We start from the raw sequence: 22,983 nt of genomic DNA on the forward strand, positions 1-22,983 counted from the left end.
AGCGGCGTACTCACCGTGCCGTCCCCCGTCCAGCACGACACGGCCTCACCAGCCGGTGCACTCGGCATCGCATCCACCCACTCGTCAAGAACATGTGACCCATCCTCGCGTGCGGCACCGGCACAACCGAACCCGCACCGAGCGGCCGGGCCGCTCACATTCAGCGGTGACGACCTCAGCAATTGCCAATATTGGCAATTCCATAGCTCAAACGAGGGAGGCTTGCGTGAAGATCACACCGTTGCGCGGCAGTGGCGTTGTATGGCTCAAGTGCCCTGCCTGCCGACTGAAATGCCGACCGACCGCTGTCCGCTCGGACGGAACCTGCCCGCGCTGCGGCGAGGGCCGCATGCTCAGGCTGTCCTTCAGCGGCCGTCACGGACAGTCGGCTCCGCACAGCGTGCCCCAGGTACGGGACATCACCCGCGGCTGACCGATGGCGCCCTCAGCCCGGGCGACGGGCGGGTTCAGACCTTTTTGACGACGCTGGACTTCAGCTGCATGGCACCGAACCCGTCGATCTTGCAGTCGATGTCGTGGCCGTCCACGCCGTCCTCGATGAGCCGGATGCCGCGCACCTTGGTGCCCGCCTTGATACCCGTCGGACTTCCCTTGACCTTGAGGGTCTTGACCACGGTGACGGTGTCGCCGTCGGCCAGCACGTTGCCGACCGAGTCCTTGATCACCTTGTCCCCGCCGGTTTCACCGGACGCGTCGTCGGACGGCGACCACTCGTGACCGCACTCGGGACAGACGAGAAGCGCGCCCATCCCGTAGGTGTACGCACCGGAGCATTCGGGGCAAGGGGGAAGAGTGTCGCTCATGGGACCAGTGTCTTTCTCTCGATGAGTCGATGCAAAGATGAGCCGGGGGGCAGGCAGGGTCAGGCGGACGCGGACCAGCCGTCGGTGCGCCACTCCTGCTGCGCCTCGCCGGGACCCGACGGGACCCGGCCGTGGGCGGCGAGGGCCGCGGTCAGGTCGCAGTGGACCGGGATGTTGGGGCAGTCGGCGGCCGGGACCAGGGAGCCGTCGGCGGGGATGGCGGCCAGCTCCAGGATCCGGCCGGAGCCGGCGAGGCGGCGGGCGGCCTCGGTGATGGCCAGCTGGCCCTCGGCGGACCAGCCGCGCAGCTCGGCCAGGTCGAGGACGACCGGACCGCTGCCGCGGGCCTCGACCCAGCCGATCGCGCCGGAGAAGCGGCGTACCGCCTCGGGGCCGAGGTATCCGGCGACGGAGAGGATGCCGAGATCCTGCTCGATGGTGTAGCGCCAGTCGATGGTCATGCGGGGGAACTTCCTTGTGCTGCCGGGGGTTTGCGGGGCTGGGGCGCGGCTGAGCGAGGGCAGGGCCGGGGTCACAGGGGCAGGGTGATCCAGACGCTCTTGCCCTGGCCGTCGGCGTCCGGACGCACGATGGCGGTGCCGCCCAGGCCGAGGACGAGTTCCATCACGGTGCCAAGTCCCCCGGCACCGGTGCCGGGGGCCGACGCGTACAACGGCGGCTGGTAGGGGTGGCGGTCGTGGACGGCGAAGGCGAAGCAGTCCCGGCCCGCGGCGTAGAACACAGCGAGCTGCGGGGACAGAACGGCGGCGTGCCGCACGCTGTTGGTGACCAGCTCGCTCAGGATCAGCAGCGCCGGGCCCACGGCGGGGTGCCGCAGGCCGATGCCCCACTCCACCATCACGTCTTCGGCGGTCTGCCGGGCGACGCGGACCGCAGCCGGCTCGGTCGGCAAAGTGAGCACGTGGCGGTGCGGCAACGCCTCCAGCTGCGTGGTCATCGTGTTTCCGCCCCCCGCAGGAGGCGGAAACCGGTGACCGTCTGCGGGTGGATGCGCACGAGCGTGTCGTGGGGGCCGTGCGTCCAGCCCGCGAGCGTACGCCGGTAATGGGCGGCCTCGTCAGGGTCGGTGACCGCTTCGGCCGGCCCGGTCGCGGTCACCGTCCAGCCGGTGCCGGTCGCGGCCTGGATGTCGTCGGCCTGGTAGGTCGCGGTCAGCGGCACGGCGGCCGCCTGGACGGGGGTGCGGGCGATCAGCCGGCCGTACTCCCACACGTGCCGGGCGGGCCGTACGACGGCCGTCTCACGCTGGACGAACACCAGGCGCCCCAACTGCGTGGCTTCCAGCAGCCACAGCGCCTCCGCGCCGGAGACCTCGACCATGCGCGGGACAGGAGAGGGCGGGCTCATCGGATGGGTTCCTCACTGGCGGGTGTGCTCTTCGGGCTCGTCTTCCGGGCCGGGACGGCGGGCAGGACTCCGGCCATCTCCAGGTGGTCGCGGGCGGCGGCGATCGCCTCGGGCGTGGTGGCGTAGTCGCGGCCCCCGTGCCCCAACAGGCCGAGCGCGCCGACAGAGTCGAGAACCCGCCGCTGACCGGGCCGTATCCCGGAGGCCAGGACGAGGATGCCGCGTCGGCTCAGCTTCTCCACCGCGTCCTTGAGAACGAGAGCGCCGGTGGCGTCCATCGTGGAGACCCGTGACATGCGCAGGACGACCACCCGTACGTCGGCCACCTCGGTCAGCTCCAGCAGGAAGCGGTGCGCGGCGGCGAAGAACAGCGGCCCGTCGATCCGGTACGCCACGATGTGCTCGGCCAGCAGCGCGTGCTCCTCGGCACTGTGGTCGCCGTGGTCGAGCGGCACCTGGCCGAAGCGGGCCTGCTTGGCCACCGCCCGCAGCGCCAGGGCGCCGGCGACGACCAGACCGATGATGACGGCGTAGACGAGGTCGAGGGCGAGGGTGGCGGCCGCGGTGAGGACGAGTATCACGGCGTCGGACCGCGTCGCCTTCGCCATGGCCTTCAGCGAGCCGACCTCGACCATGCGGATCGCGGTGGCCAGCAGCACGCCCGCCAGCGCGGCCAGCGGGATCTTCGACACCAGGGGCGCCGCGGCGAAGACGATCACCGCGAGGACGGCGGCGTGGACAAGGGCGGCCAGCCGGGAGCCGGCACCGGTGCGGACGTTGACCGCCGTGCGCGCTATCGCGCCGGTGGCCGGGACGCCGCCGAACAGTGGGGCGGCGATGTTGGCCAGGCCCTGGCCGAGCAGCTCGCGGTCCGGGTCGTGCCGCTGTCCCACCGTCATCGCGTCGGCGGCGGCCGCGGACATCAGCGACTCCAGCGCCGCCAGGGCGGCCACCGCCACGGCCGGAGCCAGCAGCGAGCCGAGCGAACCGAGGTCGAGGAACGACAGGGAGGGCGCGGGCAGCCCCGAGGGCAGGTCGCCGATCGGCTCCGCGTCCAGCCCGGCGGCCTGCACCACGACGGTGGCGGCGATCACGGCGATGACGGAGAACGGCACGGTCGGCCGCCACCGCGCCCCGGCCAGCATGAACACGACCACCGCGGCCGCGAGCCCGACGGCCGTCCAGTTCGGCGCCTTCACGAACTCCTCGACCGCGTGCCAGGTGACCGCGAGGACCTTGTCACCCTTGGGCTTGGGCACACCGAGTGCGTTCGGCACCTGCTGGAGCCCGATCACCCCGGCGATGCCCAGCGTGAAGCCCTCGATCACGGGCGCGGGCACGTACTGCATATAACGCCCGGCTCTGAGCACGGCGAGGACCACGAGCATGGCACCGGCCATCAGTCCCACCGTGAGCACGGCGGTGGGCCCGTGCTGCGCGACGATCGGTACGAGGACGACGGTCATGGCGCCGGTCGGCCCGGAGACCTGGAGATTCGACCCGCCGAACACGGCGGCCAGTGCGCCCGCGACCACCGCGGTCGCGAGTCCCGCCTCGGCGCCGAGCCCGGACGACACCCCGAAGCCGAGGGCGAGGGGCAGCGCGACGATGGCCACGGTGAGCCCGGCGAGCAGGTCCCGGCGCGGATCACGGCGTATCTGCGCCAGATCGGCGCGGGACGGCAGCAGCGAGGTGATCCGGGTGCGCACAGCCCGGGTGAACGTCGTGCTCATCGGGCCGCGACCTCGGCTTCCCGCAGCTCGGTCAGCAGCTCGTTCCGCCCGGCGAGCATCTCGGTCAGGATCCGCCGCGCGGCCTTCATCAGATCGGCGACGTCACCGCCGGCCAGCTCGTAGACGACGGTCGAGCCCTCGCGGATGGATGCCACGATCCCGGAGCGGCGCAGCACCGCCAGCTGCTGGGACAGGCTGGAGGGCTCCACCTCGATGGCGGCCAGCAGCTCCCGCACCGGCATCGGCCCGTCCTGCAACAGTTCCAGCACCCGGATCCGTACGGGATGCCCCAGCATCCGGAAGAACTCGGCCTTCGCCTGGTACAGCGGAACCGACACGACCCCTCAGCTTCCCTCGCACAGCCCCACCGGGGGCGAGACAGACAGAAGCTGTGCCCGTGGCTACCTGCGAGCACAGCGAAGACAGCATCTAATCAATTGCGAAATTTAGCAATTCCGATATCCGCTTCATGGCGGTCTCGCACCTCCACGTGATCTTGGTCGTTCGGCCGGAGCCGCGAAGGCGAGGCGGACATCGTGGTGGCCGCGTGCGTGTTCGAGGCGCAGGACGAGTCCGTACCGGTCAAGCCGTGCAGGCTGCACACAGACCCCGCCGAGCAGGAGGCGGGGCTCGACGAGCCGGGTCAGGCGGGCGGGCGACCACATCCGGGTGGGCGGCATCAAGGTGGGTGTGGATGCTCGCCTCGTACGCGGCCAGCGGGTCGGGGCAGCATGGGCCAGGTCATCGGGGGTGATGTCATGGACGAGGCTGTTCTCGGCGAGGACGGCCCGGACGGCGGCGAAGGCCCAGCCCGGGCCCTGCGGCGGTGGTGAGCGTGCCGTGCAGGGTGAGGCGGGCGCGGACCCGATCGCGTACGACAGGGGGCGCGACGTCGGTGAGTTCTACGACGGCGTCAAGACCGTCACCCCGCGCTGCCGCGAGTGCGGCTTCCAGCCCGGCTGACGCCTCGTCATCGGGGAAGGCGTGGAGACCACCTAAGCCGCACATCATGTACGACGACGGTTTGCTGGCATGCACCGACAGCGAGCTCATCATCCGCCGCTACTACTTCCCTTGGGGTTCAGCCAAGCGGATCCCTTACTCGCAAATCCGCGGGGTGCGGTGGATCCCGCTCGATCTCCGCACGGGAAGCTGGCGCCTCTGGGGTTCGGGTGACTTCGTCCACTACTTCAACCTCGACACTTCCCGCCCACGAAAGCGCGTGGCGCTGATCGTCGACCTCGGCCGACGCGTGAGGCCCGTCATCACACCTGATGAGCCCGAGCGCCTCGTCGAAGTGCTCAACGGCCATGAGATCACGGTTACCCGAAGTTGAAGCGATCACTCGCCCGGCTCAGCCTCTGTTGGCGCGTGCTCACACTTCGGTGACACGGGACATGTGGACCCGGTGGCGCTGGAACGCGCGGGCATGGTCCGCATGGGCGGCGGCCTCGTCTCCGACAACCGGCACTCGCCGCTGCACACGGTGACCTGCGACGCCTGCCAGGAACTGGCCACCCGGATCTACCACCGCAACGCCGCCCGCTCCTCCGGCGACCTGGTCTGCGACTGGATGCTGGCGCAGGTCGCCAACGACGAGAACCCGCACATGGTCTTCTGCCGCAACCTGCTCGCCGCCACCCTCGAACTGGCACAAGGCCATACAGGTGATCAACGCGCCAGGCGGTCTCGACGGCGTGGGCGGCGGCGAGGGCATGGTCATGCGTCGGCTGCCGTGGGGGCCCCGCATCATTCCTCGACGCTCCCAGGCAGCAGCCGCCCACCGAGTAGCACCGTGCAGGCCCCGACGGTCACCAGGCCGCCCGCGAGGAAGGCGCCCCGCACGTCGGCGAGCGGAAGCACCAGTCCCCCGAGCGCGGCGCCTGCTGCGATGCCGACGTTGTAGGCACCGGAGTTCGCAGCGAGTGCGATGTCCGTGCGGCCCGGTGCGCAGCGCAGCATCTCGTTCTGGGTGGTCATGAACACCGGCCCGAGTGCGCCGCCCATCAGTACCAGGAAAACCACCGCCGCCACGGGTTCGGTGCCGGCCGTGTACAGGCCGAGCATGCCCACCGCTTGCGTGGCTACGACGGTGGTCAGCGCGGCGCCCGGAAAGCGGTCCAGCAGTGTCCCGGTGATGCTCACCCCGGCCAGACACGCAAGGCCGAAAGCCACGAAGAGGACGCTGACCGTGTTCGGTGGGAACCCGCTCACGTCGTGCAGGAACTCCACGATGTAGGTGTATCCCGCGAACGCCCCGGTGGCGGACAGGGCCCCGGCCGCCAGTACGGTCCCGAACCCGCGGACGTCGGGACCGGTTCCGTAGGCGGCGGGCTCCTCCTCCGGACGCGAGGTCGGCAGCAGGACGGCGATCGTCACGAGTGAGACGAGCCCCAGAGCCGCCGGCATGGCGACGGGCACCCGCCAGTCGCTCTGCCGGCCCAGGCAGGTCCCGGCGGGAACGCCGACAACGAGGGCGAGTGAACCGGCGACGGACAGCGCGTCGACGCACAGATCCAGGCGCTGGAGGAGTGCCGATCCGTCATCGCCTGGAAGGTCGACGTCTACGCCGAGCGTCTCGCCCGCGGCAAGGCCGCCGGGCTCTGGGACCCGACGGCCTGAGGCGAAGCCTGCACAGCCGCGTCGCGTGCGCTGCGCCGGCGCCGGCGCGACAAGCCATGGCTCCGCAGCCTCAAGCGTCTGCCGCGCCAAAGGCGTCGACGACGTCCCGCCCCACCGCAGCCGTGCGCCTCCACCAGGCGCTACCTCCGGCACGGGCCCGTGGGCACCGTCTACGGCAATCGCTCCTCGACGCGGAGGGGATGGGCGGGGCCTTGCGCACGGACGTGGACCTGGCTGCCGACTGCCGGTGGCAGGGCGTCCGTGTAAAGGACGAGGCGTTCGGGCAGGTCCCGGCCGGAGTTCGGGGCGAGTTCGACGCGGTGGTCGTGGCCCCGGAACAGGCAGGCGGCGACTCGGGCCTGGACGGTGTGCGGGCCGGGTTCGGAAGTCATCCGGAGTTGGTGGGGGCGGAGCATGACGACGCCGTCTCCCCGCTCGGTGTCGATGGTGAGGGACAGCGGGCCGAACTCGGTGGTGGCGTACCCGTCAGCGGGTTTGGCGGGCAGCAGGTTGGCCTCGCCCAGGGCTCGGGCGATGTCCGCGTCGGCCGGGTGGTGGTAGAGGGAGTGGGGGGTGTCGGCCTGCACGATGCGGCCGTCGCGCATCACGGCGATGGTGTCGGCGAAGGCGAGTGCCTCGTCCACGTCGTGGGTGACCAGGATCGCGGTGGCGCCCGCGCGCCGTAGGGTGGCGGCGACCTCCGTGCGCAGTTCGGTACGCAGTGCTGCGTCCAGCGCGGCGAACGGTTCGTCGAGCAGGAGTAGTTGGGGCCCGGGGGCGAGCGCGCGGGCGAGGGCGACGCGTTGCTGCTGGCCGCCGGAGAGCTGGTGCGGGTGGCGGTCGGCGAGCCCGTCCAGCCCGACGAGGTCGAGCATGTCTCCCACCCGCTCGCGGCGGCCCGCGCGGGGAAGGCCGAAGCCGATGTTGGCGGCGACGGTCAGGTGCGGGAAGAGCGCCCCGTCCTGCGGCACGTACCCGATGCGCCGGCGCTCGGCGGGGACCCTGGTGCGGCCGTCGTCCAGGACGCGGCCATGCAGGGTGACCGTGCCCCGGGTCGCGGGATGGAAGCCGGCGACGATGCGCAGCAAGGTGCTCTTGCCGCAGCCGGAGGGGCCAAGGACACAGGCGAGGGCTCCGTCCTCGACGGTGAGGTCGAGTCCCGTGAGCACCGCGCTGCGGCTGTGTGCCGCCTCCAGGTTCTCGATCAAGAGGCCCGGCTGGCCGGTCATCTCAGTTCTCCTCAGGGGCGGTTGAGGGCGTGCGGAAGGTGCGGCGGGTCAGGATCAGGACTGCGGGCACGGACAGCGCGACCATCACCGCGGCGTACGGTGCCGCCGCCCCGTAGGAGAGGCCGGTGGTGTAGATCCAGAACTGGGTGGCGAGGGTCTCGGTGCCGGTGGGGCGCAGCAGCAGCGTGGCCGTGAGTTCGGTGCTCGCGGTGAGGGTGACCATCGCGAAGGCCGCGCCGAGTCCGGGCAGGATCAGCGGGAGGGTGATCCGGCCCAGGACGAGGATTCCGCGGACGCCCAGTGAGCGCGCGACGTCCTCCACTCCGTGCGGTACATGGGCCAGGGAGGCCCGCACGGAGGTCAGGGCGAGCGGAAAGAACAGCACCACATACCCGGCTACCAGCAACGACGGCTGCTGGTAGAGGGGTTGGGCGTAGCGGATCGCGAAGTACACCACCGACAGGGCGACGGCGATGCCGGGCAGTGCCCTGGTCAGATAGGCGGCGCGTTCCACGGTACGGGCCAGGCGGGTGGGGCGGCGCCAGGAGTAGAGCGCCACCGGCACCGCTGCGGTCGTGGCGACAGCAGCCGCCGTCAGGGAGTACCCCAGCGTCGTCACGGTCTCGGTGACGATGGAGGCGGACGGCAGGGTGGTGGAACTGCCGCGCAGCAGCCAGTGGACGAGCGCGAAGACCGGCACCCCGAGCGTCACCCCCACCACCGCGGTCAACACGCCTGCGGCGACCGGCTTCCACCGGCCCAGGGGCACGGGGGCGCAGTCTCGTCCGGTGGCGCCCTCGCGCACCACCCGGCCGCGCCGCGCGGCGCGCGCGTCGAGAGCGACGAGGAGGAGGGCGAGGCCGACCAGGGCGAGCGTGAGCAGGCTGGCGGAGGCCATGTCGAAGCTGGTCTGGTACTCGTTGTAGATCGCGGTGGCGAACGTGGTGTAGCGCAGCATCGCGAACGCCCCGTACTCGCCCAGGAGATAGAGCGAGACGAGCAGCGCACCGCCCGCCAGGGCGGGGCGGGTGAGCGGCAGTGTGACCCGCCACAGGGTCGCGAGCCGGCCGCGCCCCAGGCTGCGCGCAACCTCCTCGGCGGAGGCGTCGGCGTGCCGCAGCGTGGCGGCCACCGGCAGGAACACCAGCGGATACAGCGAGGACGTCATCACCAGCACGGCACCCCAGTACCCCTGCACCTGCGGGAACAGCGAGACCCAGGAGTAGCCGTGGACGAACTCCGGCACGGCGAGTGGCATCGCCAGCGCCACGCTCCACGCCCGGCGTCCGGGCAGGTCGGTGCGTTCCACCAGGTAGGCGGCGGCGAAGCCGAGCACGAGCGCGCCTGCGGTGACGACCGTCGTGAGGGCGACGGTGTGCCACAGCAGCGTGCCCACCACGGGCCGGACCAGCAGGCGGTGCGCGGTGTCCCCGCCGGCCTGCGCAGCCTGGAGCCCGACGAACACCAGCGGTGAGGCGACCAGCAGCGCGACCAGGCCCGCCACCAGCGGCAGCGGACCCGGCATCGTACGAAGGGCCCTCACAGCAGGCCGACGGACTGCAGGAGTTGCAGGGCGTCCTTGCCGTCGCCGAGGTCGGCGGCCCGGGTGACCGGTCCGGAGGCCGCCAGCGCCCGGCTCACCTTGGTGTTCTTCACCCCGGCGGCGAGCGGGTACTCGTAGCTCTCGGAGGTGGCGATGATCTGCTGGGCGGGCTTGCTGGTCAAGTAGGCGAGGAACGCCTGGGCGGCCGCCTGGTGCTTGCCGTGGGAGAGGACGGCCGCGCCGGAGACGTCGACCAGCGCGCCGGGGTCGCCCTGCTTGAAGTAGCCCAGTGCGCTGTGGACGTGGGTGGCGCCGAGTTCGTCGCGCAGCCGGTACCAGTAGTAGTGGTCGATGACGCCGCCCTCGACCTCGCCCCGGTTCACGGCGGCGACCAGGTCCTCGTTGCTGCCGTAGACCTTGCTGTTGGCCTTCAGCCCCTCCAGCCAGCTCTTCGCACCGGCCTCGCCCGCTGTCGTGATCATCCTGGTGACGATAGGAGTGAAGTCCGTCTCGCTCGGCGCGATGCCGAGCTTCCCCTTCCAGGCGGGGCCCGCCAAGTCCTTGACGCCGACGGGCACTTGGGCCGTCTTGAGTTTGCTGGTGTCGTAGACGAACGCGGCCTCGCGGGCGGAGACGCCCACCCAGTCGCCCTGGGCCGAGCTGTCGGCCGACGGCACCGCCGCCAGGCCGGCGGCGTCCGCCTTCGCCAGCAGGCCCTTGTTCTCCAGGGTGGTGAGCGCGGGCGGGTTCTCCGCGAAGAACACGTCCGCCGGGGATGCCGGTCCCTCGGTGAGGATCTGGTTGGCCAACTCGGCCTCGTCACCGGAGCGGACGTTGGCCTTGATGCCGGTCCGCGCCTGGAAGTCCTTCACCAGCGCACTGACCGTCTGCTCGTGCTGACCGCTGTAGACGGTGATCGTCTGCCCCTTCAGCGAACCACCCGACGACGACGTGGCCGAGCTTCCCGAATCGTTCGAACCGCTGCACCCCGCCAGCGCCAGGACCGACAACGACACTGCCGTCGCCAGCACAGCGGACCGGCACGCGGACCGCAGGACGACACGAGACATGGGACCTCCGAAGCAAGACACGGACGGGCCGCCGACGCCGCCCCCACGGCACACACCCGCCATCAGCAAAGCAAGGCTCACCGTACTTAGGTAAGCCTTGCCTGAAAACACATGCATCGCGCGCCGACCAGTAGCCATCCAGCCACCTCATACCCCTAAATGCCTTGCTATGCCATGATTTGACGACGTCTTTTTGACCATCGCATAGCTTGTTCATAGAGACCCCATGGCAGCCTCATCACCACCGCCCGCGCGAACGGTTACCGAAGCGTGACAGCGAGTGGGTCTCTGTGGAGGTTGCAGTGGATCATCGGCGCTCCGGGAGCCGCCGTGCGGGCCGGCGACCCGGCCACCCCTCGGCCACCACCTCGCAGGCCAGCGCCCCCGGCCCTACCCACCCGCGTAGCGAAGATCGTCACCGTCGTACGACAGCACAGCGGTGGGCAGTCCGCTACGGCCGCCCAGGCGCCCGGCTCCGCCGTCACAGCACCCGCGCCGGCCGCCAACTCCCGTGCCGGCTGAGGAGATCCGGAGCTGCTGGAGTGGGCCCGGTACCGGATCACCGAGTTGGAGAGGCACTGAACACGTGAGAACTGCGGAGGGATGTTGTCCCTGCTCGACGGCGACACGAAGGAAGGAGGTGTGAAGAAGTGCGTGTGCGGCGCGACACCGCCGTATCGCGGCTGCCGCGCCGGTCACGTGCGGTGGTGCGCTGGAGCGGCGGGCGGCCCGGTAACGAACGGTGCCCCTCGGGCGTCAGCACGCAATGCCGGAGCCCGCCCGGAAGAGCGTTCACGGAACCGCTGAGCATCGTCACGATGAGCGGTCGCCCCCGGTGCAGGCCCCGCAGCGCGTGGCGGACCACGCCGGCCGCGGCGCTGTGCCCTGCCCTGGCCGTGCTGCTCATGGCGCTGGTGATGTGCCTGGGCTCAGTGGCGCGTTCTGCCGGCGACCACGCCCCCGCGCACATGACCGCGATGTCCGCCGTCCGGACGTCAGCGGAGGGCCCGGCCGAGCACCACGCGCTGCGCGTGGCGCACCCGGGCCACTGCCCGACCGGTGACATGTGCTGCGCTCAGGACACTCAAGCCGTCCGCGCGGTGCTCCCCGCGACGGCGCAACCCGTACCCGCGGTCCTGCCCCGCAACCCGAGTCTCCCCGGCCCGGCCACCCTCGCCTGCGCCCTCGGCCTCACGCCCACGCGCGGCGCCCCCGATCTCCACGTCCTCCAGGTGCAACGGACATAGACGACGCCACCGTGCCGGCCGCTGACGCATGCGGCCGCCGGCGTCCGTCCATCTCCCTCCTGCACCCACCACCGCCCGACGACACCACGCGGCGGGGACGAGGAACACACCGTCATGAGCAAGAACAGCAAGAAGCAGGCTGCCGACCGCAAGGCCCGCATCGAGGCGATGCGCCGCGCCGAGAAGTCCCGCGAGCGCCGCAATCGCATCATCACCGTCACGATCAGTACGGTCATCGTCGCCGGCCTGATCGGCTGGGGCACGTATGCCATCAACAACGCCAACCAGAAGAAGGAGCAGAAGGCGGCCACAGCCGCGAAGCCGATATCCGGCGAGAAGACCTGGGACGCCGGCAAGCTGGGCCGCAACCACGTCCAGGGCAAGGTCGCCTACCCCATGAACCCGCCCGTCGGCGGTAACCACAACCCGGTGTGGATGACCTGCAACGGCAACGTCTACACGAAGGCCGTCCCGAACGAGAACGCCCTCCACTCCCTCGAACACGGCGCGGTCTGGGTGACGTTCAACGGCAGGGCCACGTCGGCGGACGTCAAGACCCTCGCCGACCGGATCACCAAAACCCCGTACACGCTCATGAGCCCGGACAGCACTCAGTCCGGGACGATCACGCTGTCGGCCTGGGGCCATCAGCTCAGCGTCGACAAGGCCTCCGACCCGAGGGTCGACCAGTTCCTCACCAAGTACGTCCAAGGGCCGCAGACCCCCGAGCCGGGCGCGGCCTGCACGGGCGGCCTCACCGCCTCGTGACACCGTCGTGAGCTCGGGCTCGGCGGCGCGCAGTCCGCTTCGGCGGCCGCTCGGCCAGCGGTCGGCGATCCGTACCGACTGGTCCGGAGTGGCTGCCGCGCTGCCGGGACGCGGGCCGACGGGCATCCTGCCGTAGGCGGTGTTCCACAACCTGGCTGGACCGAACTCGAACTCCAGCCGGACCAGGCCGCTGCCCGGGTACCCGTTGCTGAACGTGGTTCTGTCCGGCCTTCTGGATCGCCCACTTGGTGGGAGGACTGCCGCCGGGCAAGGACCACGTCCACCAAGTGGTGTTCATCGTCCTGCCGTTGGCCGGGCTGCTGCTGCCCGTCCGTGTCTTCTTGTCACCTGGGCCGCTGCCGCTGGCGGGTCGGGTCAGCCCTCGACGGCTCGGCGGATGCGGCGGGAGGGGGTGAACTCGTACAGGTCGAGCACGCCGGGCGGGTCGGCGAGGCCGGGGCCGCCGGCGGCGATCCATGCGGCGATGTCGTCGGCGGCGTCGGTGTCGTTGACGAGGCCCAGCCACACCGGCCGACCGCCGGCGGCCCGGCCTGTGGCGGAGGGCTGGACGACGATGACGTTGCCGTGTTCGCAGGCGTCAAGACAGCCGGTCACTCTCACCTGGGCGCTTTCGGGGAGCGCCTGTCGCAACTGGGCGAGCTGGCCGGCGTGGTCCAGGCCGGGGATCTTCGCGGTGCCGCAGCAGCAGCCCCGGCACACCGTGACCGTGCAGCGGGCCGCCCCCGCCGTGGTGGGGCCGGTCTCGCGGGTACGGCGGCTCACCGGCCGGTCCCGTTTCGGGCGCGGCGCCAGGCTCCGTCGGCCAGCAGGCGCAGGCCGTTGAGGCCGACGATGACGGTGGAGCCCTCGTGCCCGGCGACACCGAGCGGCAACGGCAGGGTGCCGGCCAGGTCCCAGATGACCAGGCCGGTGATGAACACACCGGCGATCACCAGGTTCTGCACCACCAGGCGGCGGGCCCGGCGGGAGAGCGCGATCACGGTGGGGATGGTCGCCAGCTCGTCGCGGACGACGACCGCGTCGGCGGTCTCCAGGGCGAGGTCGGATCCGGCCCGGCCCATCGCGATGCCGGTGTGGGCGGCGGCGAGCGCGGGGGCGTCGTTGACGCCGTCACCGACCACCATGACCTTCCGGCCCGCCTGCTCCATCTCCTGCACGGCGGTGACCTTGTCCTGCGGGAGCAGTCCCGCGCGGACGTCGGTGATGCCGACCTCGGCGGCGAGCCGCGCCGCCGCACGCGGGTTGTCACCGGTGACGAGCACCGGTGGGGTGCCGGTCAGCTCGCCCAGCGCGGCGACGGTGCCGGCGGCCTCCTCGCGCAGCCGGTCGGCGATGCCCAGCACGCCCACCGGGGTGCCGTCGGCCGTGACCAGCGCGGCGGTGCGGCCCTCCTCCTCCAGGCCGGCGGCGACCGCGACGGCCGGGTGCGTGCCGCCGTCCAGGAGCCGGGCCGGGCTGCCGACCGCGATCTTCCGGCCGGCGACGGTCGCGGTGACGCCCGTACCCGGCGCGGAGGCGAAGTCCTCCACCACGGGAATGTCCAGCTCGCGGCTGCGGGCGGCATCCACGATCGCGCGGGCCAGCGGGTGCTCGCTGGGGTGCTCGGCCGCCGCCGCCAGCCGCAGCAGCTCGTCCTCGCTCACACCGGAGCCGGTCAGCGGGCGGATGTCGGTGACCCGCGGGGTGCCCTCGGTCAGCGTGCCGGTCTTGTCCAGGGCGACCGCGTCCACTTGACCGAGACGTTCCATGACCACGGCCGACTTGACCAGCACGCCGTGGCGTCCCGCGTTGGCGATCGCGGACAGCAGCGGCGGCATGGTGGCCAGCACCACCGCGCACGGCGAGGCAACGATCATGAACGTCATCGCCCGCAGCAGCGTCGACTGCAACGCCGCGCCGAAGAGCAGGGGCAGGACGAACAGCGCGACGGTGGCGGCGACCATCCCGATCGAGTACCGCTGCTCGACCTCCTCGATGAACAGCTGGGTCGGGGCCTTGGTCTCGGAGGCTTCCTCGACCATCGCCACGATGCGGGCGATCACCGAATCGGAAGGGTCGCGCTCGACCTTCACCCTCAGTGCACCGGTGCCGTTCAGAGTGCCGGCGAACACCTCGTCCCCGGCCTCCTTCGCCACCGGCAGCGGCTCGCCGGTGATGGTCGCCTGATCGACTTCGCCGGCCCCGTCCAGTACGCGGCCGTCGGCGCCGATCCGCTCGCCGGGCCGCACCAGGATCGTGTCCCCCACGCGCAGCCGCTCGGTGGGCACCGTCTCCTCCCCGCCGTCGTCCGTCAGACGGGTGGCCGTCGCGGGGGCCAGGTCGAGCAGACCGCGCACGGAGTCGGCGGTACGGGCGGTGGCGACGGCTTCCAGCGCGCCGGAGGTGGAGAAGATGACGATCAGCAGCGCGCCGTCCAGGACCTGCCCGATCGCCGCCGCCCCGAGCGCGGCGACGACCATGAGCAGATCCACGTCCAGGGTCTTCTCGCGCAGTGCCTTAAGTCCGGCCCAGCCCGGCTCCCAGCCGCCCGTCACATAGACGGCGGCGAACAGCAGGCCCCACGCCCAGGCCGGCGCCCCGGCCAGGTACAGCGGCAGCGCGAGCAGGAACAGCACCAGCGCGGCCGCGGCCCAGCGGGCCTCGGGCAGGGCGAGGATCCGGGTGCGGCGGCGGGGCGCCACCGCGTCACGGGCGACGCCGGGCGGCGCGGGTCGGGTGAGCGTGGATGACATCGACGTGGGGTCCTTCATCAGTAGCGGGGCGGAGCGCTGTCCGATTCCACCACCGTAGCAGGAAAGAATGAAGAGGCATTCATGTGTTCATGGAAGGTACCGCTACCATGGGCCCATGGGTCATGGAGCCGCACCGTCAGCAGAAGGCGTTCCGCGTCAGCGCCTGGACGCCGCCAGCGCCGCCAAGGTCGCCACCACCCTCCAGGCGCTGGCGACCCCCTCACGGCTGCTCATCCTCGCCCGCCTGCGCGAGGGCCCCCTGCCCGCGACCGAACTGGCCGCCGAGGTCGGCATGGAGCAGTCCGCCTGCTCCCACCAACTGCGTCTGCTGCGCAACCTCGGCCTGGTGGTCGGCACCCGCAAGGGCCGCTCCGTGGTCTACTCCCTCTACGACAACCACGTAGCGGAACTCCTCGACCAGGCCGTCTACCACATTGAGCACCTCCGCCTCGGCATGAGCGACGCCGCCGGCACCGTCGCCGAGCCGAGGCAGGAAGAAGCGGCTGTGCCGAGCCTCTGACCGGCCGGTCGACGGGCCGCCGTAAGTCGCACGTGACCGGGAGTGCTCATCCGACGGATGAAGCCTGGAGGAGTACGGCGGGGACAGCACGGAGAGCCTCGCGGCCGACATCGCCGCCGCCTTCAACTGCCGCCGTGCGAACCAGATCAACACCCCGGCCCTCGAAGGCTACCGGGCCTGGCAGACCTTCATCACCGAAGGGTGGATCCGGCAGGACGGCCGCCCGGTCAGTCGTGCGGGGCCGCCCCGCTGACCCGGTGGTCCGCGTGGCTGAGGGCCTCCATGACCAGGCGCCGCAGATGCCCGTCGCGGAGGCTGTAGTGGATGTGCCGGCCCTCGCGCCGCGTCTCCACCAGCCCGGCCAGCCGCAGCTTCGCCAGGTGCTGGCTGACCGCCGTCCGGGACGCGTCGCACCGCTCGGCCAGTGAACCGACGTCCGCCTCGTCCTGTGCGAGCAGCCACAGCAGATGCAGCCGGGTCGAGTCCGAGAGCAGGGCGAAGACCTCGGTCGCCTCGGCCAGCCGGGCGCTGTCCGGAGCACGCAGATGCGCCGATGGTGCAGTTGGGACAGCGTCGCGTTGGGGCATGAGGCCAGCCTAGAGCCAGCCGGCGACGGAGCGGACACGGGCAGGGAACGGTGGCATCCAGCTGTCATGTGCGCAGGTGCGCACATGACAGCTACACTCGACGCCGAGCCGATCGGCATGCCGTCGTGCTGTCGACCCGTCACGCCCGGGAGCCGCCCCATGTTCGCCGTCCTGCGCAACCGCACCTACCGCCACCTCTTCGCCGCCCAGGTCATCGCCCTCGTCGGCACCGGCTTGGCCACGGTGGCCCTCGGGCTGCTCGCGTACGACATCGCGGGGGCCGACGCCGGTTCGGTGCTGGGCACCGCGCTCGCGATCAAAATGGTGGCCTACGTCCTGATCGCACCGGCGATCGGCGCGGTCGCCGACCGGATCCCGCGCCGGGCACTCATGGTCACCGTCGACCTGACCAGGGCCGCGGTCGCGCTCTTCCTGCCGTTCGTGGACCAGGTCTGGCAGGTCTACGCCCTCGTCTTCCTGCTCCAGTCCGCCTCGGCCGCCTTCACCCCGACCTTCCAGGCCGTCATCCCGGACGTCCTGCCGGAGGAGCGCGACTACACGCAGGCCCTGTCGATGTCACGGCTCGCCTACGACCTGGAGAGCCTGTTCTCCCCCGCGCTGGCGGCGGCCCTGCTGTCCGTGATCACCTACAACTGGCTGTTCACCGGCACCATGCTGGGCTTCCTCGCCTCGGCCGCGCTCGTGGTCTCGGCGGTCCTGCCCAAGCCCTCGACCACGTCGGCCACGCCCGCGCCGCGCACCGGCGGCCCGTACGCGAAGGCCACCGCGGGCAGCCGCCTCTTCTTCACCCTCCCGCAACTGCGCGCCCTGCTCGCCCTGAATCTCGCGGTCGCCGCCGCGAGTGCGATGGTGACCGTCAACTCCGTCGTCTACGTCCGCGACTTCCTGGACCTGTCGGCGGGAATGGTGCCCCTCGCACTCGGCGCGTACGGCGGCGGCTCGATGATCGTGGCCCTCCTCCTGCCGCGTGTGCTGGAGACGGTTTCCGACCGGACGGTGATGCTGCGCGGCGCCCTGCTGCTCGGCGTGGTCTTCGCCGGGCTCGGTGCGATCACGGCCGCGCACGGCGGGAGTTGGCGCTGGCCCGCGCTGCTGGTGGTGTGGGCGGCCTTCGGTGCCGCCTGCTCGATGGTGCTGACCCCGGCCGGGCGACTGATCCGCAACGCGGCGCCGGCCGAGGAGCGTGCGGCGGCCTTCGCCGCGCAGTTCTCGCTGTCGCACAGTTGCTGGCTGCTGACGTACCCGCTGGCAGGGTGGGTGGGGGCGGAGGCCGGACCGGAGGCGGCCGTGGTCGCGCTGGGCGTGATCGCGCTGGCCGCCTCCCTGCTGGCCCTGCGGCTGTGGAGGCCGCCGTCGGCACAGTCGCGGTCGCAGCGGGAGACGCTGGTCGTCGTCGAGCACGAACACGCCGGCCTCGACGGCGACCACCCACACCTCGCGGGTGCCACGCGGGTCGGGACCGGCTGGCGGCACAGCCACCACTACCGGCCCGACCCTCTGCACGCGGCCCACCCCTGACCGCCTACCGCGTCACCCCGGCACCGGAACCGGGCTGGGCACCGCGAGGTACCCGGCCCGGTGCAGCCGCGCCACCAGCCCCGCGCACACGAACCCGGTGGCCGCCAGCACGGTCCACGGCAGCCAGCGCACGCCGGTGTCGAAGAGCGCCCCGACGGCCAGGTTGCCGAGCGAGATCGCGATGCCGGAAGCGGTGTTGTAGGCGCCGTAGTGCGTCGCCACGAGCCGGTCCCCGGAGAGCCGGACGACGATGTCCATCTCGAACGGGTAGAGAAGCGCCCCGCCCCAGGCGAGCAGAGCCGCGCACAAGGTGAGGCCGACGACGCCGCACGCCGTGCCGAGAACTCCGCCGTACGGTCCCGGCAGCAGCGGCAGGAACGCCGCCCCCATCACCACCAGCCCGTATGCGATGGCCCGCGGACCGGACAGCGCCTTCTTCGCCCACGCCGTCAGTCTCAGCTGTCCCGACAGCGCGGCGAGCGCCGAGACGGCGAAGACGGCACCCGTCACGACCCCGGTGCGGTCACCGAAGAGTTCACGGGCGCGCAGCGGGAGGGCGAGGTAGACCTGGAAGGCGAGGACGTACGAGCCGGCCATCGCGGCGGCGAAGAGGAGGAACGGCCGGTTGGCGGCGATGGTGCGCCAGTCGGCGGCCACCGCGCGCCAGGCCGGCTCAGTGCCGCGTGCCTGCGGCGGGCGAGGCGGAAGAGCGCGGGTCTGGAGAACGGCCAGGGCGCCGAAGATCAGTGCGGCGACAGCGCACACTGCCCCGAAGTCCCAGGTCAGCAGGGCGAGTCCGGCGAGCGGGCCGATGAGGACGCCCGCCTGGTAGAAGACGTTGAAAGCGGCGAAGGCCTCGACGCGTCGTTCCTCTCCCACGTCGGCGGCCAGGTAGGCGCGGACCGCCGGGTTGAACAGCGCGCCCGCCAGGCCGGTCAGCGCCGACGCAACGATCAGCGCGGGCAGAGTCCCCGCCACCGCGAGCAGGCCGAAGGCCACCGTCCGCAGGACGCACCCGGTGAGGATCATCGGCTTACAGCCGTAGCGGTCGGCGAGGGTGCCGCCGACGAGGAACATGCCCTGCTGGGAGAGATTGCGGATGCCGAGCACCAGTCCCACGGTCCAGGCGGCGAGGCCGAGACCGTGGGCGAGGTGGTCGGCGAGGTAGGGCATCAGCATGTAGAAGCCCAGGTTGATGGCGAACTGGTTCACCATCAACAGCTGTGCCGGGCGGTCGAAGGAGGCCACCTGGGCCCGCAACCCCTTCATCGGACGACCACCGCCTTCACCCGCTCGCGCCCCAGGGGGTCGTGGACCTGGCTGCACCGGGTCCAGCCGGTCACCACGCAGGCGTCCTGGGCGGCGATCTCGTCGGGCTCCCACGGCTGTTCCTCGCTGAAGAGCCGGTGCTCGCGGCACCAGGCGTCGTTGTAGACGGTCTCCAGGTAGCGGTACGGACCGTCCGGGAAGATCGCGGCGATCCGGGTGCCCGGCGGATACGTCCGCGCGGCCCACCCGGCGACCAGGGCGACCGCGCCGACGCTCCAGCCGCCGGAGGCGTAGTGGCGGCGGGCCAGTCGGCGGCAGGCCCAGACCGCTTCGGCCGGGGCGACCCAGTGGACCTCGGCGAAGGCGTCGTAGTCGACGTTCTCGGGGTGGATGCTGGAGCCCAGGCCGCGCATCAGTCTCGGCGCGGCGGGCTGGCCGAAGATCGTCGAGCCGACCGAGTCAACCCCGATGAGGATCAGGCCGGGGAAGGATTCGCGCAGGACGGACGCGGTGCCGGCGGAGTGGCCTCCGGTCCCGACGGCGGCCACCAGGACGTCGATGCGTCCCAGCTGGGCCATCAGCTCGGCGGCCAGCGGGCGGTAGGCCGCGACGTTGTCGGGGTTGTGGTACTGGTCCGGGCAGTACGCACCCGGGGTGCGGGCGAGCAAGTCGGCGACGCGCCCGCGGCGGGACTCCTGCCAGCCGCCCTCCGGATGCGGGGCGGCGACCCGGTCGACGTGCGCGCCGAGGGCGGTGAGCAGGCGGACCATGGCGGGTTCCATGCCGGGGTCGGTGACGACGGTGACGGGGTGGCCGTAGGTCAGTCCGGCCAGGGCCAGCCCCAGGCCGAGGGTGCCGCTGGAGGACTCGACGATCGGCGCGCCGGGGGTGAGGTCGCCGCGCCGCCGGGCCTCGCGGACCATGTGCAGTCCGGGGCGGTCCTTGATGCCGCCGGGGTTGGTGCCCTCCAGCTTGGCGTAGAAGCCTCGGCCGGGCGGGGCGAAGGGCTGGTCGATCCACAGGACCGGGGTGTTGCCGACGAGTTGGGCCGGCCTGCGGGCGATCAGGGGCAGCGGCGCGTGGGCGCCGAGGGGTTCGGGCGGTTCCAGCTGTTCGAGCGGGGAGAGGTGCATGGGCGTACGGCTCCTTCGCGCCCTGCGCGATGGCAGGGGCGGTGATTGACGGTTCGGTGGGCACGCGGGCACGCCTCCGGCCGGCGCGTGAGCCGGGGTCGAGGCGTGCGGGCGTTGCCTACTGCCGCCAGATGCAGTGGAGCGCGAGGGTGTACCGGCCGTCGGGGCAGCCCCTGCCGCCTGGCGGGCCGCCTGGACCGGTGGCGCCTGTGCCGAAGGGGCCTGTTGCGCCGACCGGGATCAGGGCGAGCGCGTCGGCGCCGGGTTCGAGGACGATGTCGTCGGCGGAGACGGAGCGCGGGCGGTCTGCGGCGTGATCGATGTGCCCGCCGGCCTTGTGGTCGTGCTCCGGGGTCGGGGCGTCTGATGCACCGTGGTGCGCGCCCACAGCCTCGACGGCGTCCAGGTGCGGCCCCTCGAAGGAAGCACCGTGCACCGTGCCCGAGAGGTGGACGACGGTGATCACGACGAGACCGAGCAGCAGACCGACACGGCCCGAACGTCCGCCGGCCCTCCCCCTGATCCACAGCCCGATCACATGCACAGCGTAATGGATCAGGCACCCAGGGTCATATTCGGGCAGCCGGGTAGCGGCCGGGTGGGGCGCCGGAACCTACACCCCACACGACTGAGGAACATGAAGCCCCTGGCGAGCCGTGGGAGCCGCCGGGAACTTCCGGCGCCCGCGGTCTGAAGAACTGTCCCTGCGGCGTGGTGTGCCGCCGCACTGTTCACCGGCGACGTACCGGCACGCCCAAGGTCCCTTCGGCATCTCCAGGAACTCCCAAGTCATGAGCACGTCACGCTCTGCTCCGTCCCATCACCGTGACCGCTGCCGCAGCGATGACGGCGCTTCTGCCAGCCGCTTGCGGCGGGGATGATCCCCCGATCCCCCACCGTCGCCTGGCCATCGCCATGGCCGACCTGGCCGAGGAGCACGCCTCCGCGATGCCCGGCATGATGAGCGATCACGACAGGACGAGCTCAAAGGTCGCGCGGCCGGCGGACGCCCCTCCGGCAGGCCCTGGTCAACGACACCGGCTCCGCAGGTGACATTGCGGCCCGGCCCGACGCCGTCGGCATCCTCCGGGCCGCAGTGCTCAAGGGCCGCCGTCGCGGGGTGTCCAGCGGCACGCTCGAATCCCGGCCGAAGGCGCCCTTCCACGACGGCGCCGTGAAGCTGCCGGGCTTACCGCCTGCGATGCGTTCGGCAGCGCACGCGTTGCCCTGCGTCGCGGTGACGGTGTGCGCGGCGGAGTCTTCATTGCCGACAGTGACCTTCTGGCCTGCCTTCACGGTCAGCCGGGCGATGGCCGCGGCCGCCCAGAGCGTGACTGCCCCGCTGCGGACCGCGCGCCGAGTACGTGCTGCGCCGCCGCGGGTGGGGGCTGACGAACGCTGCACCCTTCACCTTCACGGACCGGCTGCGTTCTGTCTGTCCGTCGTCCGCGACCTGGCCGCCGACCGCGCGGCCGTGGTCGCGTCGGCTGACACGATCACGCCGGACTTCCCGCTGCCGAATGAGAGCTTCAGCCTCTCCTGCGCCGGCAGCGAACTCTCACGACGCGAGACTCCTGTGCCGTGTCCGACGGGTCATGCGCGAGGCTCGTCCGACCGGCGCGCGCCCGTCAGTCCGGCCGGTGCGAAGGCCCCTGGCGCTGGCTGTCCGGAACCAGGCGGATGTGAGCCCCACGGCCGGGGAGTCCGCTTCCTCACTGGCCGCGATTTCTGCGTGGCTCATTTGCACGAGTCCGAGCGCGCCTCCCCCGTTGGCGCTCTGGCGGTGGAGGTGGCCGCCCGGATAAGACCGGACAAGAAGGGCGGCACCCGATATCAGGAGGAAGCCTATGGAACTGGGGACGTTCGGGATCTGGAGCTTGGCGTTCACCCACGGCGACCGCGGCGAGGCCGCCGACGCCGCGGCGGAGACCGAGGAACTCGGGTACGGGGCCCTGTGGCTCGGCGGTGAGCCCGGCGGCAATCCGCGGGGTGACCTGCTCCGCGCGGCCGGGGTGCTGAACGCGACGCGTCACGTCACCGTGGCCACCGCCTGTGTTTCCATCTGGGCCCAGCCCGCGGGTCGTCTGGCCTGTGCCTACCACGCACTTCCAGCGGGTGATCGAGAGCGACTGGTGGTCGGCCTGGGCGTCAGCCACGGCGAGATAGTCGACACATACCGGCGGCCCTACACCGCGATGGCCGACTACCTGGACGGACTCGATTCGACAGCCATGGCACTGCCGGCCACCGCACGGCTGGTCGGGGCACACGGGCCCCGGATGACCCGACTGGCGGCCCGTCGGTCCCTCGGCGTCCACCCGTACCTGGTCGACACCGAGCACGTGGCCCGGACCAGGGAACTGCTGGGGCCGGGGCCGCTGCTCGCCTTGGAGCAGACCGTCATCCCGCACGACGACCCGGCAACGGCTCGCGCCCGCGCGCGGGACACGCTCGCTCCGTACATGCCCTTGGCCAACTATCGGTCCGCGTGGCTGCGGTCCGGGTTCACAGAGGAGGACCTGGCCGGCGGCGGAAGCGACCGCCTTGTCGACGCCCTCTTCCTCTGGGGAAAGCCGGAGGACATCGCGGCAGGTCTCGCAGAACGACGCAAGGCAGGCGCCGACCACATCGCCGTGCAGATCGCCACCGACTCGCGGGGCACGTTCGCGCGCAGCGCCTGGCGTGAACTGGCTGCTGTGCTCCTCGCATAGACACCGCCTGGCGAGGCAGGAGCGGAGCCAGAGTCGTTCGACAGCACCGGTCACGTCGGCGGCAGCC

The 22,983-nt window shown here is 71.7% G+C and carries 23 protein-coding genes and 2 pseudogenes; 9 read left to right on the forward strand and 16 right to left on the reverse strand.

The genetic code is table 11. The features are described 5' to 3' along the window. Nucleotides 1-467: 467 nt before the first annotated feature. The 6 genes from ACZ4MF_RS38655 to ACZ4MF_RS38680 all read right to left on the reverse strand — a co-directional run bounded on the left by ACZ4MF_RS38655 (nucleotide 468) and on the right by ACZ4MF_RS38680 (nucleotide 4,263). Nucleotides 468-824, reverse strand: coding sequence for a zinc ribbon domain-containing protein YjdM (locus tag ACZ4MF_RS38655; protein ID WP_467497637.1), 357 nt, complete (start codon nucleotides 822-824; stop codon nucleotides 468-470). A gap of 59 nt (nucleotides 825-883) precedes the next feature. Beyond that, entirely contained in the window at nucleotides 884-1,285 is a 402-nt protein-coding gene (locus ACZ4MF_RS38660) for an STAS domain-containing protein (RefSeq protein WP_467497639.1), read from the reverse strand. A gap of 71 nt (nucleotides 1,286-1,356) precedes the next feature. Then, nucleotides 1,357-1,782, reverse strand: coding sequence for an ATP-binding protein (locus ACZ4MF_RS38665; RefSeq protein WP_467497641.1), 426 nt, complete (start codon nucleotides 1,780-1,782; stop codon nucleotides 1,357-1,359). After that, entirely contained in the window at nucleotides 1,779-2,192 is a 414-nt protein-coding gene (locus tag ACZ4MF_RS38670) for a pyridoxamine 5'-phosphate oxidase family protein (protein ID WP_467497643.1), read from the reverse strand. Before ACZ4MF_RS38670 ends, ACZ4MF_RS38665 begins: the two co-directional genes overlap by 4 nt. Further along, nucleotides 2,189-3,925, reverse strand: coding sequence for a SulP family inorganic anion transporter (locus ACZ4MF_RS38675; RefSeq protein WP_467497645.1), 1,737 nt, complete (start codon nucleotides 3,923-3,925; stop codon nucleotides 2,189-2,191). The genes ACZ4MF_RS38670 and ACZ4MF_RS38675 overlap by 4 nt, the downstream gene beginning before the upstream one ends. Continuing rightward, a complete protein-coding gene (locus ACZ4MF_RS38680; protein ID WP_467497647.1) occupies nucleotides 3,922-4,263 on the reverse strand; it encodes an ArsR/SmtB family transcription factor in 342 nt (113 codons plus the stop codon). The genes ACZ4MF_RS38675 and ACZ4MF_RS38680 overlap by 4 nt, the downstream gene beginning before the upstream one ends. 415 nt (nucleotides 4,264-4,678) lie before the next feature. Between ACZ4MF_RS38680 and ACZ4MF_RS38685 the strand changes: the two genes are divergently transcribed. From ACZ4MF_RS38685 to ACZ4MF_RS38695, 3 genes are all read left to right on the forward strand, one after another. Continuing rightward, complete coding sequence (locus tag ACZ4MF_RS38685) at nucleotides 4,679-4,888, forward strand: hypothetical protein (protein WP_467497648.1); 210 nt, start codon at nucleotides 4,679-4,681, stop codon at nucleotides 4,886-4,888. Nucleotides 4,889-4,934: 46 nt separating this feature from the next. Further along, nucleotides 4,935-5,261, forward strand: a complete 327-nt coding sequence (locus ACZ4MF_RS38690; protein ID WP_467497650.1) for a PH domain-containing protein — start codon at nucleotides 4,935-4,937, stop codon at nucleotides 5,259-5,261. 102 nt (nucleotides 5,262-5,363) lie between these two features. Then, nucleotides 5,364-5,831 (forward strand): acyl-ACP desaturase, encoded by a 468-nt coding sequence (locus tag ACZ4MF_RS38695; protein ID WP_467497759.1) that lies wholly within the window; start codon nucleotides 5,364-5,366, stop codon nucleotides 5,829-5,831. Here ACZ4MF_RS38695 and ACZ4MF_RS38700 read toward each other — a convergent pair. Then, nucleotides 5,726-6,445 (reverse strand): annotated as a pseudogene (locus ACZ4MF_RS38700) (MFS transporter); the annotation flags it as partial. The gene ACZ4MF_RS38695 and the pseudogene ACZ4MF_RS38700 overlap by 106 nt on opposite strands. Here ACZ4MF_RS38700 and ACZ4MF_RS38705 point away from each other — a divergent pair. Further along, nucleotides 6,422-6,547, forward strand: a pseudogene (locus ACZ4MF_RS38705) (MerR family transcriptional regulator); the annotation flags it as partial. The pseudogenes ACZ4MF_RS38700 and ACZ4MF_RS38705 sit on opposite strands and share 24 nt — an antisense overlap. Before the next feature lie 170 nt (nucleotides 6,548-6,717). On the opposite strand, the gene ACZ4MF_RS38710 reads toward ACZ4MF_RS38705, so the two are convergent. The 3 genes from ACZ4MF_RS38710 to ACZ4MF_RS38720 are packed head-to-tail and all read right to left on the reverse strand — an operon-like array spanning nucleotide 6,718 to nucleotide 10,389. After that, nucleotides 6,718-7,776 (reverse strand): ABC transporter ATP-binding protein, encoded by a 1,059-nt coding sequence (locus ACZ4MF_RS38710; protein WP_467497652.1) that lies wholly within the window; start codon nucleotides 7,774-7,776, stop codon nucleotides 6,718-6,720. Nucleotide 7,777: 1 nt separating this feature from the next. Then, entirely contained in the window at nucleotides 7,778-9,301 is a 1,524-nt protein-coding gene (locus tag ACZ4MF_RS38715) for an ABC transporter permease (RefSeq protein ID WP_467497654.1), read from the reverse strand. A gap of 14 nt (nucleotides 9,302-9,315) precedes the next feature. After that, the gene (locus ACZ4MF_RS38720) at nucleotides 9,316-10,389 is read right to left on the reverse strand and encodes an extracellular solute-binding protein (protein ID WP_467497656.1); all 1,074 of its coding nucleotides are present in this window, start codon (nucleotides 10,387-10,389) and stop codon (nucleotides 9,316-9,318) included. An 818-nt stretch (nucleotides 10,390-11,207) separates the two neighbouring features. Between ACZ4MF_RS38720 and ACZ4MF_RS38725 the strand changes: the two genes are divergently transcribed. Next, complete coding sequence (locus ACZ4MF_RS38725; protein WP_467497658.1) at nucleotides 11,208-11,636, forward strand: hypothetical protein; 429 nt, start codon at nucleotides 11,208-11,210, stop codon at nucleotides 11,634-11,636. A gap of 114 nt (nucleotides 11,637-11,750) precedes the next feature. Then, the gene (locus ACZ4MF_RS38730; protein WP_467497660.1) at nucleotides 11,751-12,404 is read left to right on the forward strand and encodes a DUF3105 domain-containing protein; all 654 of its coding nucleotides are present in this window, start codon (nucleotides 11,751-11,753) and stop codon (nucleotides 12,402-12,404) included. Between the two features lie 375 nt (nucleotides 12,405-12,779). Here the strand turns inward: ACZ4MF_RS38730 and ACZ4MF_RS38735 are convergent, their stop codons facing one another. Further along, nucleotides 12,780-13,187 (reverse strand): (2Fe-2S) ferredoxin domain-containing protein, encoded by a 408-nt coding sequence (locus tag ACZ4MF_RS38735; RefSeq protein ID WP_467497662.1) that lies wholly within the window; start codon nucleotides 13,185-13,187, stop codon nucleotides 12,780-12,782. Beyond that, entirely contained in the window at nucleotides 13,184-15,157 is a 1,974-nt protein-coding gene (locus ACZ4MF_RS38740) for a heavy metal translocating P-type ATPase (protein WP_467497664.1), read from the reverse strand. Before ACZ4MF_RS38740 ends, ACZ4MF_RS38735 begins: the two co-directional genes overlap by 4 nt. Nucleotides 15,158-15,272: 115 nt before the next feature. Between ACZ4MF_RS38740 and ACZ4MF_RS38745 the strand changes: the two genes are divergently transcribed. Continuing rightward, nucleotides 15,273-15,677, forward strand: coding sequence for an ArsR/SmtB family transcription factor (locus ACZ4MF_RS38745; RefSeq protein ID WP_467497666.1), 405 nt, complete (start codon nucleotides 15,273-15,275; stop codon nucleotides 15,675-15,677). Nucleotides 15,678-15,904: 227 nt separating this feature from the next. On the opposite strand, the gene ACZ4MF_RS38750 is transcribed toward ACZ4MF_RS38745, so the two are convergent. Continuing rightward, complete coding sequence (locus ACZ4MF_RS38750) at nucleotides 15,905-16,264, reverse strand: ArsR/SmtB family transcription factor (RefSeq protein WP_467497668.1); 360 nt, start codon at nucleotides 16,262-16,264, stop codon at nucleotides 15,905-15,907. Nucleotides 16,265-16,423: 159 nt separating this feature from the next. On the opposite strand from ACZ4MF_RS38750, the gene ACZ4MF_RS38755 reads away from it, so the two are divergent. After that, entirely contained in the window at nucleotides 16,424-17,803 is a 1,380-nt protein-coding gene (locus ACZ4MF_RS38755; protein WP_467497760.1) for an MFS transporter, read from the forward strand. Between the two features lie 12 nt (nucleotides 17,804-17,815). On the opposite strand, the gene ACZ4MF_RS38760 is transcribed toward ACZ4MF_RS38755, so the two are convergent. The 3 genes from ACZ4MF_RS38760 to ACZ4MF_RS38770 all read right to left on the reverse strand — a co-directional run bounded on the left by ACZ4MF_RS38760 (nucleotide 17,816) and on the right by ACZ4MF_RS38770 (nucleotide 20,743). Further along, the gene (locus ACZ4MF_RS38760; RefSeq protein WP_467497670.1) at nucleotides 17,816-19,072 is read right to left on the reverse strand and encodes an MDR family MFS transporter; all 1,257 of its coding nucleotides are present in this window, start codon (nucleotides 19,070-19,072) and stop codon (nucleotides 17,816-17,818) included. After that, a complete protein-coding gene (locus tag ACZ4MF_RS38765; protein WP_467497672.1) occupies nucleotides 19,069-20,205 on the reverse strand; it encodes a PLP-dependent cysteine synthase family protein in 1,137 nt (378 codons plus the stop codon). The genes ACZ4MF_RS38760 and ACZ4MF_RS38765 overlap by 4 nt, the downstream gene beginning before the upstream one ends. A 118-nt stretch (nucleotides 20,206-20,323) precedes the next feature. Then, complete coding sequence (locus ACZ4MF_RS38770; RefSeq protein WP_467497674.1) at nucleotides 20,324-20,743, reverse strand: hypothetical protein; 420 nt, start codon at nucleotides 20,741-20,743, stop codon at nucleotides 20,324-20,326. A 1,309-nt stretch (nucleotides 20,744-22,052) separates the two neighbouring features. Here ACZ4MF_RS38770 and ACZ4MF_RS38775 point away from each other — a divergent pair. Continuing rightward, nucleotides 22,053-22,916, forward strand: coding sequence for a TIGR03620 family F420-dependent LLM class oxidoreductase (locus ACZ4MF_RS38775; RefSeq protein WP_467497676.1), 864 nt, complete (start codon nucleotides 22,053-22,055; stop codon nucleotides 22,914-22,916). The last annotated feature ends 67 nt before the right edge of the window (nucleotides 22,917-22,983 follow it).

This window comes from Streptomyces sp. NPDC025793 (assembly GCF_055558375.1).

Coding starts and splice junctions, on each gene's coding strand:
- ACZ4MF_RS38740 (WP_467497664.1), bottom strand. CDS start 15,157: ATGTCATCCACGCTCACCCGACCCGCGCCGCCCGGCGTCGCCCGTGAC.
- ACZ4MF_RS38755 (WP_467497760.1), top strand. CDS start 16,424: ATGTTCGCCGTCCTGCGCAACCGCACCTACCGCCACCTCTTCGCCGCC.
- ACZ4MF_RS38670 (WP_467497643.1), bottom strand. CDS start 2,192: ATGAGCCCGCCCTCTCCTGTCCCGCGCATGGTCGAGGTCTCCGGCGCG.
- ACZ4MF_RS38710 (WP_467497652.1), bottom strand. CDS start 7,776: ATGACCGGCCAGCCGGGCCTCTTGATCGAGAACCTGGAGGCGGCACAC.
- ACZ4MF_RS38695 (WP_467497759.1), top strand. CDS start 5,364: ATGGGCGGCGGCCTCGTCTCCGACAACCGGCACTCGCCGCTGCACACG.
- ACZ4MF_RS38660 (WP_467497639.1), bottom strand. CDS start 1,285: ATGACCATCGACTGGCGCTACACCATCGAGCAGGATCTCGGCATCCTC.
- ACZ4MF_RS38690 (WP_467497650.1), top strand. CDS start 4,935: ATGTACGACGACGGTTTGCTGGCATGCACCGACAGCGAGCTCATCATC.
- ACZ4MF_RS38760 (WP_467497670.1), bottom strand. CDS start 19,072: ATGAAGGGGTTGCGGGCCCAGGTGGCCTCCTTCGACCGCCCGGCACAG.
- ACZ4MF_RS38730 (WP_467497660.1), top strand. CDS start 11,751: ATGAGCAAGAACAGCAAGAAGCAGGCTGCCGACCGCAAGGCCCGCATC.
- ACZ4MF_RS38665 (WP_467497641.1), bottom strand. CDS start 1,782: ATGACCACGCAGCTGGAGGCGTTGCCGCACCGCCACGTGCTCACTTTG.
- ACZ4MF_RS38775 (WP_467497676.1), top strand. CDS start 22,053: ATGGAACTGGGGACGTTCGGGATCTGGAGCTTGGCGTTCACCCACGGC.
- ACZ4MF_RS38765 (WP_467497672.1), bottom strand. CDS start 20,205: ATGCACCTCTCCCCGCTCGAACAGCTGGAACCGCCCGAACCCCTCGGC.
- ACZ4MF_RS38720 (WP_467497656.1), bottom strand. CDS start 10,389: ATGTCTCGTGTCGTCCTGCGGTCCGCGTGCCGGTCCGCTGTGCTGGCG.
- ACZ4MF_RS38685 (WP_467497648.1), top strand. CDS start 4,679: ATGTCATGGACGAGGCTGTTCTCGGCGAGGACGGCCCGGACGGCGGCG.
- ACZ4MF_RS38745 (WP_467497666.1), top strand. CDS start 15,273: ATGGGTCATGGAGCCGCACCGTCAGCAGAAGGCGTTCCGCGTCAGCGC.
- ACZ4MF_RS38725 (WP_467497658.1), top strand. CDS start 11,208: ATGAGCGGTCGCCCCCGGTGCAGGCCCCGCAGCGCGTGGCGGACCACG.
- ACZ4MF_RS38675 (WP_467497645.1), bottom strand. CDS start 3,925: ATGAGCACGACGTTCACCCGGGCTGTGCGCACCCGGATCACCTCGCTG.
- ACZ4MF_RS38715 (WP_467497654.1), bottom strand. CDS start 9,301: ATGCCGGGTCCGCTGCCGCTGGTGGCGGGCCTGGTCGCGCTGCTGGTC.
- ACZ4MF_RS38655 (WP_467497637.1), bottom strand. CDS start 824: ATGAGCGACACTCTTCCCCCTTGCCCCGAATGCTCCGGTGCGTACACC.
- ACZ4MF_RS38750 (WP_467497668.1), bottom strand. CDS start 16,264: ATGCCCCAACGCGACGCTGTCCCAACTGCACCATCGGCGCATCTGCGT.